The sequence below is a fragment of the Desulfotomaculum sp. genome (genome assembly GCF_982386235.1).
This window is the reverse complement of record NZ_CEVWQM010000034.1, coordinates 15,846-29,703: the sequence shown is the minus strand read 5'-3', so window position 1 is coordinate 29,703 and position 13,858 is coordinate 15,846. Positions and strand designations below refer to the sequence as shown.

The 13,858-nt window shown below is 40.3% G+C and carries 15 protein-coding genes; 5 read left to right on the top strand and 10 right to left on the bottom strand.

Going from position 1 to position 13,858, the window contains the following annotated elements:
- The first annotated feature begins 485 nt into the window (after positions 1–485).
- Positions 486–737, top strand: a complete 252-nt coding sequence (locus AC1U9Z_RS16200) for a hypothetical protein (RefSeq protein ID WP_333529127.1) — start codon at positions 486–488, stop codon at positions 735–737.
- A 64-nt stretch (positions 738–801) separates the two neighbouring features.
- Positions 802–1,449, top strand: a complete 648-nt coding sequence (locus AC1U9Z_RS16195; protein WP_479958349.1) for a cyclase family protein — start codon at positions 802–804, stop codon at positions 1,447–1,449.
- Positions 1,450–1,696: 247 nt separating this feature from the next.
- Here AC1U9Z_RS16195 and AC1U9Z_RS16190 read toward each other — a convergent pair whose 3' ends face one another.
- The 3 genes from AC1U9Z_RS16190 to AC1U9Z_RS16180 are packed head-to-tail and all read right to left on the bottom strand — an operon-like array spanning position 1,697 to position 5,953.
- Positions 1,697–2,851 carry an efflux RND transporter periplasmic adaptor subunit gene (locus tag AC1U9Z_RS16190; protein ID WP_479958348.1) on the bottom strand — a complete coding sequence of 385 codons (1,155 nt, stop codon included), beginning with the start codon at positions 2,849–2,851 and terminating at the stop codon, positions 1,697–1,699.
- 13 nt (positions 2,852–2,864) lie between these two features.
- Positions 2,865–5,243 (bottom strand): ABC transporter permease, encoded by a 2,379-nt coding sequence (locus tag AC1U9Z_RS16185; RefSeq protein WP_479958347.1) that lies wholly within the window; start codon positions 5,241–5,243, stop codon positions 2,865–2,867.
- Positions 5,243–5,953: an ABC transporter ATP-binding protein gene (locus AC1U9Z_RS16180; protein WP_333529123.1), complete on the bottom strand. Its 711-nt coding sequence runs from the start codon at positions 5,951–5,953 to the stop codon at positions 5,243–5,245. Before AC1U9Z_RS16180 ends, AC1U9Z_RS16185 begins: the two co-directional genes overlap by 1 nt.
- Positions 5,954–6,154: 201 nt before the next feature.
- Here AC1U9Z_RS16180 and AC1U9Z_RS16175 point away from each other — a divergent pair, with 201 nt between their 5' ends.
- Positions 6,155–6,772, top strand: a complete 618-nt coding sequence (locus AC1U9Z_RS16175; RefSeq protein ID WP_479958346.1) for a TapB family protein — start codon at positions 6,155–6,157, stop codon at positions 6,770–6,772.
- A gap of 118 nt (positions 6,773–6,890) precedes the next feature.
- Here AC1U9Z_RS16175 and AC1U9Z_RS16170 read toward each other — a convergent pair whose 3' ends face one another.
- The 3 genes from AC1U9Z_RS16170 to AC1U9Z_RS16160 all read right to left on the bottom strand — a co-directional run bounded on the left by AC1U9Z_RS16170 (position 6,891) and on the right by AC1U9Z_RS16160 (position 8,732).
- The gene (locus AC1U9Z_RS16170; protein ID WP_333529121.1) at positions 6,891–7,400 is read right to left on the bottom strand and encodes a pyridoxamine 5'-phosphate oxidase family protein; all 510 of its coding nucleotides are present in this window, start codon (positions 7,398–7,400) and stop codon (positions 6,891–6,893) included.
- A gap of 511 nt (positions 7,401–7,911) precedes the next feature.
- Positions 7,912–8,430, bottom strand: a complete 519-nt coding sequence (locus AC1U9Z_RS16165; protein ID WP_479958345.1) for a class I SAM-dependent methyltransferase — start codon at positions 8,428–8,430, stop codon at positions 7,912–7,914.
- The gene (locus tag AC1U9Z_RS16160) at positions 8,430–8,732 is read right to left on the bottom strand and encodes a helix-turn-helix domain-containing protein (RefSeq protein ID WP_479958344.1); all 303 of its coding nucleotides are present in this window, start codon (positions 8,730–8,732) and stop codon (positions 8,430–8,432) included. The genes AC1U9Z_RS16165 and AC1U9Z_RS16160 overlap by 1 nt, the downstream gene beginning before the upstream one ends.
- A gap of 264 nt (positions 8,733–8,996) precedes the next feature.
- On the opposite strand from AC1U9Z_RS16160, the gene AC1U9Z_RS16155 reads away from it, so the two are divergent.
- Positions 8,997–9,365 (top strand): DUF3795 domain-containing protein, encoded by a 369-nt coding sequence (locus AC1U9Z_RS16155; RefSeq protein ID WP_333529119.1) that lies wholly within the window; start codon positions 8,997–8,999, stop codon positions 9,363–9,365.
- Between the two features lie 189 nt (positions 9,366–9,554).
- Here the strand turns inward: AC1U9Z_RS16155 and AC1U9Z_RS16150 are convergent, their stop codons facing one another.
- From AC1U9Z_RS16150 to AC1U9Z_RS16135, 4 genes are all read right to left on the bottom strand, one after another.
- A complete protein-coding gene (locus AC1U9Z_RS16150) occupies positions 9,555–9,857 on the bottom strand; it encodes a branched-chain amino acid transporter permease (protein ID WP_442886011.1) in 303 nt (100 codons plus the stop codon).
- Positions 9,858–9,882: 25 nt separating this feature from the next.
- Positions 9,883–10,584 (bottom strand): AzlC family ABC transporter permease, encoded by a 702-nt coding sequence (locus AC1U9Z_RS16145; protein ID WP_333529118.1) that lies wholly within the window; start codon positions 10,582–10,584, stop codon positions 9,883–9,885.
- A 102-nt stretch (positions 10,585–10,686) separates the two neighbouring features.
- A complete protein-coding gene (locus tag AC1U9Z_RS16140) occupies positions 10,687–12,162 on the bottom strand; it encodes an aminotransferase-like domain-containing protein (RefSeq protein ID WP_479958343.1) in 1,476 nt (491 codons plus the stop codon).
- 289 nt (positions 12,163–12,451) lie between these two features.
- Positions 12,452–12,685, bottom strand: a complete 234-nt coding sequence (locus AC1U9Z_RS16135) for a hypothetical protein (protein WP_333529116.1) — start codon at positions 12,683–12,685, stop codon at positions 12,452–12,454.
- 196 nt (positions 12,686–12,881) lie between these two features.
- Here AC1U9Z_RS16135 and AC1U9Z_RS16130 point away from each other — a divergent pair, with 196 nt between their 5' ends.
- The gene (locus tag AC1U9Z_RS16130) at positions 12,882–13,829 is read left to right on the top strand and encodes a hypothetical protein (protein ID WP_479958342.1); all 948 of its coding nucleotides are present in this window, start codon (positions 12,882–12,884) and stop codon (positions 13,827–13,829) included.
- Positions 13,830–13,858: the final 29 nt, after the last annotated feature.

Sequence of the window (13,858 nt, the reverse complement as noted above, 5' to 3'; positions counted from 1 at the left end):
CGTCTTCTTGCCCCCTTTAGGGGGTTATAACGCTTGACGAGGATGTTTTTTGTGGTCGTCTTAGTTTCATCTTAACGATGACTTTTGACTTGACCTGTTTTTCATCCATCATCTGCTGTTTAGTTTTCAAAGACCGGTTTGCTTGTCCCGATCTCGCGACCGGAAGCTTATCTTACCATGTCTTTCACTGTGTTTCAAGTGCAAGTTTTTGGTAGTTTGTTCACTGCCTTATCGGCGGTGGAATCATATCTTACCACTTTTTCTGCGTTCGCTGCAAGTGGTAATTTTTGTTTGTCACCTTGCGGCGACATTTGTTATCTTAACACAGTTTGTTAGCATTTAACAAGGGGTAATAATTATAATTGTTACTACTTTCCCATTTCTATATATTTATCTTTCGACATTATTCGTTAAAGGGAACATCCTCTCTTTGTAGAAAAATGATAATACGTAATGTATATTATCGATAGAGAGGGTTGAGTATTTTGAGTGAAAGTTTAGTACCCTTTTCCGATGTCTTTACATCTGATTTTATGGAAAAGCATACAAAGTATAATTCTTTTAATGATTTCCTAACTGCAGGTGGCTTTCAAGTCAACTCACATGAAGACCTTAAGTCTATCCCTGATGCAGAAATTGATTCCCATGTAGTAAAATTTAGTGACTTTTCATCATGGGAAGAGATGTTATCGGAAGCAGCTAAACAGTATGTTAGTAAGAAATTTAAAAAACAATAAGGCAAGGTCCTTATTTGAGAAGAACCTAGATTGGTAATGCATCACCATCAGCGGGGGAAATTTTATGCGAGTAATCGACCTCACTCACACTATTTATGAAAATATGCCCGTCTACCCAGGCACAGATAGACCAAAATTAGAGGTTGCCAATACATATGAGAAAAACGGTTTTAGAGAAACTTTGTTAACCATGTTTTCTCATACGGGAACGCATATGGATGCACCGGCACATTTATTTGCTGAAAAAACTACCTTAGATTCATTCCCAGCAGAACAATTTATCGGAGTGGGTTTAGTCATAAATTGCAGTAACGTACAAGAAGGCCAACGGATTACCATGAGCTATATTGAGCCTATCAAAGAAAAAGCTAATCAAGCGGAATTTATTTTGTTCTATACGGGTTGGGACAGATATTGGGGAACAAGTGCTTATTTTGGAGATTATCCGTTTATTACAGAAGATGTGGCTGAATATCTAATTCGTACTAAAAAAAAGGGCGTTGGTTTAGATGTAATCGGTATTGACCCTATTTTTGATGAAAACTTGACAATTCATCGAAAACTATTTGCTGAAACGGATATCGTTATCATTGAAAATTTAACTTGTTTAGGACAGGTTGGAGATGAATTATTTACATTTTGTGCTCTTCCAATAAAATATAACAATTCCGATGGAGCACCCGTTCGGGCAGTTGCTATTTTACATGACTAACTTATAAAGCGAAATAGAAAATATGCATATAAGACTTGCCCACGATAACGGCTTACCAGCCATCGTGGGCTCTTTCATCCCTACTCTATGTCGGTTTATCCCGGTGCTTTCGGGATGTCCCTTGTCACCCACCTGGGGTCAATTTGACCTTCCTTGCAACTCCTCCAGGCGACCCAGATTGAGAAGAATCCGTTGGCGATTCTTGACCTGGAACATTTCGGTTATTACTAAAAACAATCGTACTTTATCATCTTACCTTCGCGCTCTCTTTTAAGTCTAAACTGCCGTCCTTTATAACGATATCCCCTATTGCTAGACCCTCTATTACTTGTAAATTGTTTTTATCGCTAATTCCCGTACGAATGCTGCGATATTTTACTCGATTATTTACTACAATCATAACCTGCTTTTGACCGTCAGTTGTTGTACGGACAGCTTCTATTGGTACCAGTACAGTATTTTGCCTTTTGTCCGTTTCTATGGCTGCCTTAACTTCATAGCCCGGTTTTAATAAGGAAGCATCCGGCAATGTAATGATTACTGGTACCCGGCGTTGGGTAATCCCTAGGGCAGATTCCTTCTCTTCTGCACGGGGGTAAATTTCTTTTACTTGACCCTCCAGCACCTTTTGTCCCAGCACCGGAGCTGTGATAACAACATTTTGGCCTAACTTAATATCCCTCAGGTCATCACCCAAAATATCTGCCTTGATTTCTAATTGTCCAGCCACCGCCACGGTGGCTAGTAAAGCACCTTGGCTTAACACCTGCTCTTGTTCTGCCGGTATCGCCAACAGTGTTCCCTTGATGGGGCTTTTTACAACTAACTGCTGCTCCTTAGCATTTAGCTGTTGCAAGGACTGGTTAAGCCCGGCATGCACGACTAACGCACTTTCCAACTGGGAATTTGCCTCATCGACATTTTGGTTACTGGTATCCACCAGCAATTTAGCCTTTTCCAATTCTACTTTGGTTGCCGCCCCGGCGTTAAATAATTCTTCCGATCTGGCAAGATCCCCCTGGGCGTCCTGTAGTACCAGTTGAGCCCGCTGCTGGGCCGCTTTAGCAGTATTAACAGCAGTTGCGGCCTGTGCTAATTGGGCATGCAGATCGGTTAATTGTGCTGCCAGATCCAAGTTTTCCAGAAATACCAGGGGTTGGTCTTTGGTCACAGCTTGGCCCGATTTAACAGGTACTTGTACAACCCTCGCACTCTGGGTGGTATAGAGGTTAAACTCTGTTGATGGCTGCACATAGCCAATCTCTTCCACGGTTTGTCTGATTTCGCCCTTTGCTATTTGCACTGTTTCGACTTCTATGCCACCATGGCTAAGAGCTAACCCCGACAATATCATCAGTATGACAAGCCCGGCTCCTAAAAAAAACCTCTTTTTGCCCTTCATAAAAATACCTCCATTATTCCCTGTTCTTTAGCGATTCTACTATATCTAATCGCTTAACACCTCTGACAACGAACAGGTAAGCCGCAAGGATAAAAAATATACCGCCCATTATTGAGTACAGATAGGTTGAGGGATAGACCACCACCGGCAGACTATAAAGGTCGGTATTGATTGCTTTCACATACCCTTGGGCCATCAGGCGACCAAAGGGCAGGCCTAAAACGATACCCAATAAAGACTGCAAGAGAATTTCCTTAAACACTAAGCCGGAAACGTCCTGGGTCCTAAAGCCCAACACCCTTAAGGAGGCAAATTCCCTTTTCCGCTCGGCAAAACTAACCATAGCGGAGTTATAGATGATAGCAAAGCCCAATACGATCGCAAAGGCCACCAATAAAGATACAGAGTAAATCATGCTCTCCATGTTTTTATTAAAACCGTCCAATTCCTTTTGCAGACTGGAAATAAAGGAAATACCCTTCATCGCACTTAATTGCTCTTCAATATTATCAGAATAATTAGAATCAACTTTAAGCATGGCACCGGAAACCACTTGATGCTCATTGATAATTTTGTTCAACTGGCTTAGCGAGATATAAGAACCGTTACCAATGAACTGGCGATTAATGCCCACAATCTTTATCCTGGCCTGATAGGAGCTGCCCTTACCCAGTAAGGTTTCTAGCAACACCTGATCTCCTACTTCTAAACCTAATTTGGCTGCGGTTCTTTGACTTATCAAAATGCCTTCTTGATGCAGCGATAAGGGTTGTCCGCCATCGCCAACCAATTTCTTAAGGCTTAAATTTATAGGTAAGCCTAGCAGAAGCTCCTCTTCCGAACGACCTTGGCCATGCATTTTAACAGGCACCTCTAAGAAGGGTTCAACTTTCCTAACGCCCTCCAGCCTGGAGATATTTAATAATTCACCTTCCTTTAAGGGATTTACAAATCGAATTATATAATCATACCGTTGTTCCTCACCATAATGTTTAGTTAGCATATAATCAATCGAATCTTTGGTAAACATGGCTACCACCAGTATCCCTATGGCAAAGACTATCCCGACCAAGGTAATGCTAAAACGCTCAGGATTACGAAAAATAGTTCTAATACTCATTTTCCAGGTGGGGCCCAATCTTCGCCACAACCAATCCCAATGCTCAAGAAAAATCTTAGCACCACCTTTGGGTGGTTCCGGTCTCATTGCTTCTGCTGGTTGAATCTTGATAACCCTTCGGGAAGCAATGATTCCTGCCAGTGCACCGGTTGTCAGGCTGAGAATGAAACCGTAAGCAATGGCTTTGATATTCGTTCCTCCAATGGCTTCTGGCAGATTGAAATACTTGGCAAATTGTATAGAAATCCCGGAGGCTAATATTAAACCAAAGAATGTACCCAGTAATGCTCCGGCAAGTCCTACGATTATAGCATAGCTTGAATAATAAAGTATTATTTGATAGCTGCTGTAGCCTAATGCCTTCATCACGCCTATTTGCAGACGTTGGGATTTAATCATTCGCCCTAAAATAATAAACTGTATCGAAGCCGCCATTGCTAAAAAAATCGTAGGCATTAAAAGTGCAGATACCTTTATGCCATCCAGCTCGGCCTGCAGCACAGCATGACTTAACTGCTCTTCACGCGAATAGCTTGCAAGGTTGCCGTAGGGTTTAAGTATACTTTCTACTTGTTCCTTTAGCTCCTTCTCATCCGTACCCGGGCTGGTGGTGATAATTATTTGGTTAATCTGACCACTTAAATTTAACACCTGTTGCGCTTGATTAAGGGGCAGCATGACTATGCCAAAGGCCTTAGGATCTGGCAACAGAGATGAAGCATCCTTCATGGGGTAAACAAATTCAGGCCCTGTGGCCGTTCCTACTACTGTTAATGAAACTGTTTTTCCTTCAGCTACAATGTTGATCGTATCATTTGGGGCAAGGGCATTGCCAAGGGCATACTGTGGATCTACTAATACCTCCACCCCACCGTTTTGGGGGTACTGCTCAAAAAAACGTCCAGTCAGCAATTGCAGGCTGTTAACCGGATTGTCCAGGGGAGTTGGATAACTAACTAGTCTTGCTGTAGCCCTTTGTCCATCAACCAGGAGAATAGGTACATCCTTTTGGATCCGCCCAGTTACTTTGTTGACCCCAGGCAGCAGTTCTATTTGTTTGGTTATTTGCTGCGGGGCATTAATCACCTGAAAATAGTAATCGGCAAAACTTTTTTCCCGGTAAAAGGTCTCCTTCGAGCTGTTTAAGTTAAAATATGCCGTAGTCATAGCAATATAAAATGATATTGCCACCATAACAACTGCCACCACTGCCAGGAATTGACCCTTTGTTTGCCAAATGGTACGCCAAAGTTTTCTACCTAGTAGGGACATTACCATTCAATCCTTTCAGGTGCTGCAGGGTTTTGATTTTTAGTTGTTTCTACAATGCTGCCACTGCTCATACGGATAACTCGATCAGCCATTGCTCCCAGCACAGAATTGTGGGTAACGATTATTACCGTACTGCCGTAATCACTGTTAAACTTAGCTAACAAACTTAAAATTAGTCTGCCTGTTTGATTATCCAAAGCACCTGTTGGTTCATCGCATAGTAGCAGCCTAGGGTTTTTCACCGCAGCCCTGGCGATGGCTACCCTTTGCTGCTCTCCCCCACTTAGCTGGGATGGAAAGTGATCCGCTCTGGCTTCCAGCCCCACTGCCTGTAAGACCTCTTCTATGGGCAAGGGGTTGTCCACCAGGTTGGCAGCTATTTCTACATTCTCCTTGGCCATTAAGTCTGGTATTAAATTATAGAACTGAAATACAAAACCGATTTCATTCCGCCGGTACTTCGTTAAAGTTTCATCTCCGGCTTGGCTTAAATTCAAATCCCTAAAAAAGACTTCACCAGTGCTAGGTAAGTCCATACCCCCTAAAATATTTAACAAGGTACTTTTACCAGAACCACTTGGCCCTAAGATGACCAGTATCTCACCCTCATATATCTCCATCGTGGTCTCTTTCAAGGCTGTGACTTTTATTTCACCCATCGTATAGGTTTTGCTTACCTGGTTTAACTTTATCAGTACCTTTTGGGTCATCGTTTATTTCCTTTCTGGGTTATACGACTGAAGAATACAATCTGTTACCAGCTAATACCTCGTCCGGTATCCCTTCTAATTCCTCATTATACTACCACGTGCCCACCAACGATAATGAGTCCAATATTTAACTTTTTACCTGGTTAATGATAAAATATTTACATAAATATGCAATTTATTCAATAGGGAGGTAGAACCATTATGTTGAAAAAAATGATGAGAAGCAAATTAACCTGGTTTTTCATTCTATTGCTTGCCCTTTTTTATCTATATCGGGTAGCTCCCATTTTTGTTTCCCCTAGTGAAAGTAAAAATCTTAGGGATTTCTTTCCCATGACCAAAGGAAGCACCTGGGAATACCAGGGTGAAGGAAATGAGTATGCCTCCTTTAGCCGGGAAGTATTATTTTTGCAGGACAATAAAGCCCAGCTGCGTGAAGATAACGGTGGCACCGTAAGTATTTCTGTTTTACAAGTAACCGATCAAGAGATCAGCCGCATCTATTTTCAGGGCGAAGCCTATGAAGATACGAACGTTATCAATCAAGAGCCAAATGATCATACAATTATCCTGAAACTCCCTCTGTCAGTAGGCACAAAATGGGACGTGCCCCATGGGAACAGGGAAATCGTAAGCATTAATGCTACAGTGGAAACCCCGGCCGGGTCATTTACCAACTGTATCAAAGTGAAAGTAACACAAGAAAACTCCACTATTTTTGAGTATTTTAAGCAAGATGTTGGCCTTGTTAAAAGAGAGTTCTTTTCAGAGGGCACACAAGTTACTTCCAGTCTAGAAACCTATCACATTAACCCCTGAGTTTAGACTAACTTTTGTACGGGGACTCAAAATTGACGATAAATAAAGTATGTAAACATAAAATAGCCACGACTTGGCAGGTTAAGTCGTGGCTATTATCACCTCAAATATAGTTTACTCACGATCCTATAACTGCCTGTTTCACAACATTTCTTATCTTACCTGTCAAACTGTGAACTTTTAAACGAAGCACGGTCGTTCTTGGTACAACCTCATTATGAAAATGATATTCTGGACCCTCGGACACATTATAGTGTTCCAGCAATGTGTACAATGCTTCGACCTTTTGATGATCATCATCCAAATAGTCTATTACGCCTGTACCCATAACGCTTTCAAATTCCATCGTACACTCACAAGCACCAACTTGTTTCCCAGTTACAATTCCATGTGTACATTCCATCACGAAAGCAACTTTATTATTTTTCTTTATTAAATCATGCTTTTTGCCTATTTTAGCACCATGAAAGTACAGAGTTACATCACTGCCATTCACCTGAATACCAAAATTCATCGGCACTACATACGGGTATTCATCATCAAAAAATGCTACATGGCAAACATCGCACGATTTCATAACCTCGATAATTTCGCTAAGGCTTTTTATTTCTCGGTCTTTTCTTCTCATGTTCTACACTCCTATTGCTGTTGCTATTTCTAACCAAACCTCTCGGGGATAATACTATTATCCTTCATAAGTGATCTGTAAGCAAATTCATATAAGTTTTTTTACACCCCACCCCCGATCGCAGCTACGCCAGGGACAAGGCAGCTTGATATGTAAGCGTCAATTAGGAGCCGCATTTCAACTTCCCGATAATTATGAGACAATGCCCCGGAAGGAGGTTGGCCTAAATAATGCAGAAAATAATGTGTTAGCAACTGTACATCTGTGAATATAAAATAATTTGGGTTAGTTTGTAAAATTACCGCATTTGACCTGTCAATTTGGATTGATTCAATGCACATCCTACCCGTTAGTGTGATAAAACGCGCCAATTACATAACGCAGAAAAATACAGGAAGGCGTCCCTCAAACTGGGGACTGACTTCTATATGTTACTTTCTGTCTTACTCATTATTTAATGTTATATTCATCAGAACGACCACTTATCCATTACTCGAATGCGAACAGTTTTCTAGTTTGGGTTTTTTGTAATTACTATACTCATTGCATGTTGATGTGGTATTCCTGACGAATTACAATCAAGAATTACTTCGGAGCAACTCTCTATAATCCAGTCATGGTAATAAGATAACAATTCCCCAGACCTCCAGACGTATGCATTCGGTTCTTTTTCAGGAGGTGGGTCTATAAAAGGTTTTTGAACAAACACATTAAAAAAGTGCATCCCATTTTTATTTGTATATTTCTTATAATTTTCAAGTATTTCTTCTCGGTATCGTGGATTTATATAATGTAAAACCCCACTTGAAAAAAGGATATCAAAATTTGAAGTCAATCGAAAATCCAAAATATCTGCCTTAAATACCTTTACATTGACCCCAACCATATCAGCAAGTTTCTTGGTTTTTTCGATACCTAGATCAGAAATATCAAATGTTGTAACATCATATCCATTTCTTGCAAAAAAAACAGAGTCTTTACCTTCACCACCCCCAATATCTAATATCTTTAAATGCCTGGTTGGTGGCATTAACTCAAGTACTTGGTAACATGCCGAATTGGGTTTGACCCCCAATAATATCCCGGGATTGCATATTCTTCTTCATATATAGTAACTTGTTTATCATATGATATATATCCTAGTAATTTATCAACGCTGACTTCTAAGACCTTAGATATTTCTGGTAGCAATGTAATATCAGGCATTGCCTGTGCATTTTCCCACTTGGAAACTGCTTGATAGGTAATTCCAAGTTTTTCTGCAAGTCCTTCTTGAGTTAGCCCTTTTTCTTTTCGGTATCGGTTAATATTTTTTGCAAATTTATCTTTCAATATTTTACACCCCCTAAATGAAATTTTAATGCTTTAGATATCGGGCTAACAATAACCTAAAAGTTGATTTTTTTGAAGATTCAACTGTAAGTTGAATAAGATAAATAGTCTTGGATCGGTTAGCTTAATATATGATGTATATTATTTAGCTATTGTGCACCAGGTATGAAATGTTCACTAGTTTTTTAAGTTAACTAATTACATTTATATAACATTCATAGTATTATCAAATTAATTAATCTTATAGGAAAGGAGAGAAAGCTTATGCCTAGAATGATAGCTCGCTGCGGACTTATCTGCTCTAACTGCCCTACGTTTCTAGCTACTAAGAATAATGATGATGTTGCAAGACAGAAAACTGCTATATTGTACGCAGAGAAGTACGGGTTTGACCTGAAGCCTGAAGATATCAACTGCGACGGATGTTTAACTGTGGGAGGTAGACAAATCCGCTTTTGTCAGACTTGTGATATCAAACAGTGCTGTAGTAGTAGCGGGTTGGAGAACTGCGCGCTTTGTGATGAACAGCAATGTGAAAAACTAATAAAGTTTCATCAGTTCTCTCAAGAAGCTAGGGATAGTTATTATGCTTTAAAAAAGGAGATTGGATTATATCCTCGGGAAATAAAATAATCCTGTCCTCCAGTTTTTGTATGAGGCAAGCAGGGAAAGTATAAAAGTTGCCCTGCTTTTATTTACTGCACATTTTTTAGCCCGTGCGCACCAGGTATGTTTTGTGCAAATATAAATAATACGTAGCCACTCTGACTGAGGCCTTGCCTTTTCTTTATACTGTTTGATTCTATTTTATGGATTTTTACTTCATACCGAAAACACGGTGCGAATCAAAATCATATAACATGCTGTACCGAGTAAGATACTAAGAAACGTATTATTTTTTGTGACTTGAGCTACTATCACAATTGCAACCGAAAATAATTCAGGGAGCCCAAAGGGGAAAGATGTAAGGTCAATTTTTCTCAGACAGTAGACCACTAAAATAATCATAATCGAGGCAGGTAATACGTTCCCTAGATATTTGACAGTTGTCGGGAGTTCTTTCTTTCCACCAAATAAAAGGTACGGTATAGCCCGGGTGAACGCTGTTACAATTGCTACTACAATCAGGGTTGCTACAGAATAGCCAAAATCAATGGTTATATTTCATCCCTCCCATTTGCTGGTTTATCGTATCCTTCATAATGATAAGTACAATCATACTGACCGATAATGCCGGAAGCAAAAAACTGTCTGCGCCCAACAGCATATAGAAGACAACGGCACTGGCAAGGCCTGCAACAGCTGGGATGTGAGAATTAAACTGACGCCATTGATTAACACAAACCACGACAAAAAATGCGGTAGCAGAAAATTCAATCCCTGTCATATCTACAGTTATCATCTGACCAATTAAAGCTCCAGCTGTGCAACTGAAAATCCATAATAAATGGCAGGTTAGGGCAATATAAAAGTCTACTTTTTGTTCATCCATGTTATCAGGATATTTGATAGAGCAAAGCACGGAATATGTTTCATCGGTTAATGTTAAAACCATATAGGGGTACTTCCATCCCATCTTGCGAAACCTATCAACAAATCCAATACCGTAAAAAATGTGTCTTGCATTTATGAAGAATGTCATTATTGCAACCATGTGAAGCGGTACGCCAGCGCTCATAAGCGAAACCATAACAATCTGCATCGAACCTGCATAGATGAAGATTCCAGCTAGGCAAGCCCATAGAGCAGAATATCCCACATCGTTTATGAGAATGCCAAAGGCAATGCCGACAAAAAAATAAGAGAATAACAAAGGTGTTATTTGCTTAATGACAAAACGAAAAGTCTTCAAGGATGTATTCCCCTTTAGATCCTATACTCTAACTCTAAAATTATGTTAGCACATGAAAATACGCCACACAATCGTTTTATTGTGTGGCGTACAATTTACTGATTACGAGTGAAGCGAATCCAACAGCCTCTGTAAAACCTTTAGGCCTTGCTCTAATTCTTCTATGGTTTCAGGTGCACAGACAGAGATACGAACTGCTTTTTCCGGTATACTTTTTCCAACAGTAAATCGCTCGGCAGCATATACCTGAACACCATGCTCCAAAGCTAGTCTTTCAAAACCTGCACCTGATATTTTGGTCGGTAGTATCAACCAGCGGAATATACAGGTGTTTTCACCCCGGCAATCATATTCTGATAGATAGGCATTGACCAATTGATTTCTTAGAATGGTGTTTTTGCGATGGCTGTCGATGATGGTGTCAATATTCCTGGAAACAATCATGCGAGCAGCTAATTCTGCCATTAACGGTGAAATAGAAATATTCAGGTTATAAAGGGCATTAGACAGAGGTTTTTTATACTGTTTGGGAACCGATACATAAGCTAATCGAAGGCCAGGACCAATTGTTTTTGAAAGGCTGGCAATATAGATTGTCTGCTCTGGTGCAAAAGATGCCACTGCCGGTATTGGCTTTTCACACATCAGATGATAAGCAGCATCCTCAATTATGAAAATATTATATTCTTTTGCAGTTTGGGCCAATGCCTTTCTGCGCACAAGTGACATTTTATGGGTTGTTGGATTTTGATTATCTGGTATTAGATAAATACCTTTCAGGTTTTCATTTTTGCAGGCATTAATAAGGGCATGCTCATCCATTTCTCCGTCTGTATGTTTAATCGGTACTAATTGAATACCTAACATGCCAGCAGTGGTTTTTAGGCCAGGGTAAGTATGCGGATCCGTACCAATCTTATCTCCATGCTTGCAGAGACCAGCCAGGATTGCGGTAATTGCATTTTGACCACCATTAGCAAATAAAATCGTCTCAATATCTGTAATGTACCCACCTTTTCCCATAAGTTTTACAGCAGCATCTTTCTGCCAAAGCACATCATTCGGCCTGCTATAACTGAACCATTTTGCAAAATCAGATTCGTTCATCATATTTTTGAATAGTAGCATAAGTGGCTCATAAGAGGATGGCTCAGGTATAGTAGCACCCATCTCAATTAAATTCTTTGGTCTGCCTTCGGCAAGCAGATAGGCATTGGATAGGGCATCAAAGGAAACAAATGTACCGCTACCAACGGTTGTACTTAATAACCCTTTTAGCAGGCACACTTTGAAAGCCTTTGCAACCGTGCTGACATTTATATCCAAGAAATCCGCCAGTTCTCTATAGGGTGGTAATTTAGTTCCCGGAAGTATCGAACCCTTTATCATATCCTGTTCCAGTTGATTTGCCAGAGAAAGATATAGCGGTTTAATGGTTCTGTCTATGACAGGTTTCCAAGTCATAGGATAGTTCTCAAATGAATTTACTGGCATAGCATAACACCCTTTTCTGTCACACAATTGAACTAATGTATGGCATGTCTCGCAAAACATTAAAAAAATAAATCTTTGCTGCACATAAACCATCTATTGCTACTGTTCAGTACAACCTATTCTCAGTTGTGTCGCATTAATAGGGTAACTCCCACCTAACCGACACTTTGATATTGCCATTTAAGTAAATCCCGCTCAACATCGAACGGTGCCAATTGAGTCCGTAGCATTCGATAAGTTCTCCTATCTCTTGCATTGTCAGGGTTATATCCCCTCGGACTTCCTCGGAAGTTTTCAAATTCGACACCTGCCAAAGTCATTGTTGTCGAATTTTAGGGGTACCGGGTACCTTCTCGCCTTAGCCAGCATGAACTTAATTAAATACCTCAGGCTCCTTTATTTTTTCTAATATATCTATTTCACTTATTAACTCGTTCATACGAGATTGAATAACAACGATCTCCTCTTGACTGAGCTCATTGCCGGCCGCCTGCTCGGCCAAACCGCTCATTTCTCTAAGCTTGTCCTCTATGATCTTAAGTATCTGAATTCTAAACTTTACCCTTTTCAGTTCAGCTTGCAACAAAGCCTTTTCTTTTTCATTCATTAACATCAATCCCATCTTGGCACTATTTTATCATGTTCCGACGAGTCCTAAATTAAGTCTTATGTCCTATAAAACCAAGGACTATATTCTCATTTATTTTAACTGAAAAGGACTTAGTGTATAAGACGACGTAATTTACTGCATTGCATTTTTACGACTAAAAGCGGTATTTTATAACTAATTTTGGAGGATTAAAATGTGGGTTTATTACCTTACCCTTGTAACCCTCTCCCTTGCCCTATATTTTATTAATAAAAAGGTATTTACCAAGCTATTGGCGCTTAAAGTGTCCTTCGCGGTCTTTCTATTGGGGATGCTTTATCCTAGGCTACAAGCAGAACTACCCCTTTGGAAAACGGTGGTTTGCTTAGGCTTGCTCATGTTATTCAGTAGTTTCTTTATTGCCAAGAGGTTACCGCAGCATCGCACAGCTTCCGTGGAGTCTGAGCCTTGTCAGCTAGACCCCTCACCGGAGACAGTGGACGCAACAACTGAAGAAGACAGCATTAGCCCAATCGAAACCAACTATAAAGATTTAACCAACAATATCCCTCCTATAGAAGAAGTTGACCCACAGCCTTGCTTACAAAATGAGCCCTTAGCTCAACCAAACACTGCTATTTCTTTTTCTTCGGTATATTCTGACTCCCAACAGCCCGAATTAACCATACCGGCTGCTAATGAACCAGCCGAGATGAAACACGAGCCGATCGACATCGTGGAAACTTCCGAAGTTGTAACGCCACCTAAGGAGCAACCGCCTGCTGATATTGAGGTAACCCCGCAATCCCTATTAACACAAGGTATTCGCTTCGTAAGGCTTAAGCAATACGCCTTGGCGGTACGTTCTTTTAATAAAATTTTTAATTATAACCCTTCATCTGAAATTCTCTACCTGACCATCGGTGAACTTAGTTCCCTTTACCAATATATTGGACTCTATCCAATGGCTTCGGACATTATCCAAAGTTTTATGACACATCCGGACCTTCAAGGACACCCGGGATTAGAACCGTTAAAAGCTAAGCTTCGATTTATCCAGTGTTTGAACAGCCTCTTAACCACCGGAGGCTATCATCAAATTCCCTATGAACAGGTTCCGGAAGCAATACGTAGAGAGGCCTATATCAACTCTCTAAATTAATAGACTGATTACACGAAAGGAGTAAATCA

Bases quoted from the DNA above. Each gene is read 5' to 3' on its own strand.
- AC1U9Z_RS16190 (WP_479958348.1), bottom strand. From the start codon at position 2,851: ATGAAGGGCAAAAAGAGGTTTTTTTTAGGAGCCGGGCTTGTCATACTG.
- AC1U9Z_RS16130 (WP_479958342.1), top strand. From the start codon at position 12,882: ATGTGGGTTTATTACCTTACCCTTGTAACCCTCTCCCTTGCCCTATAT.
- AC1U9Z_RS16195 (WP_479958349.1), top strand. From the start codon at position 802: ATGCGAGTAATCGACCTCACTCACACTATTTATGAAAATATGCCCGTC.
- AC1U9Z_RS16135 (WP_333529116.1), bottom strand. From the start codon at position 12,685: ATGAATGAAAAAGAAAAGGCTTTGTTGCAAGCTGAACTGAAAAGGGTA.
- AC1U9Z_RS16175 (WP_479958346.1), top strand. From the start codon at position 6,155: ATGTTGAAAAAAATGATGAGAAGCAAATTAACCTGGTTTTTCATTCTA.
- AC1U9Z_RS16170 (WP_333529121.1), bottom strand. From the start codon at position 7,400: ATGAGAAGAAAAGACCGAGAAATAAAAAGCCTTAGCGAAATTATCGAG.
- AC1U9Z_RS16155 (WP_333529119.1), top strand. From the start codon at position 8,997: ATGCCTAGAATGATAGCTCGCTGCGGACTTATCTGCTCTAACTGCCCT.
- AC1U9Z_RS16165 (WP_479958345.1), bottom strand. From the start codon at position 8,430: ATGCCACCAACCAGGCATTTAAAGATATTAGATATTGGGGGTGGTGAA.
- AC1U9Z_RS16185 (WP_479958347.1), bottom strand. From the start codon at position 5,243: ATGTCCCTACTAGGTAGAAAACTTTGGCGTACCATTTGGCAAACAAAG.
- AC1U9Z_RS16180 (WP_333529123.1), bottom strand. From the start codon at position 5,953: ATGACCCAAAAGGTACTGATAAAGTTAAACCAGGTAAGCAAAACCTAT.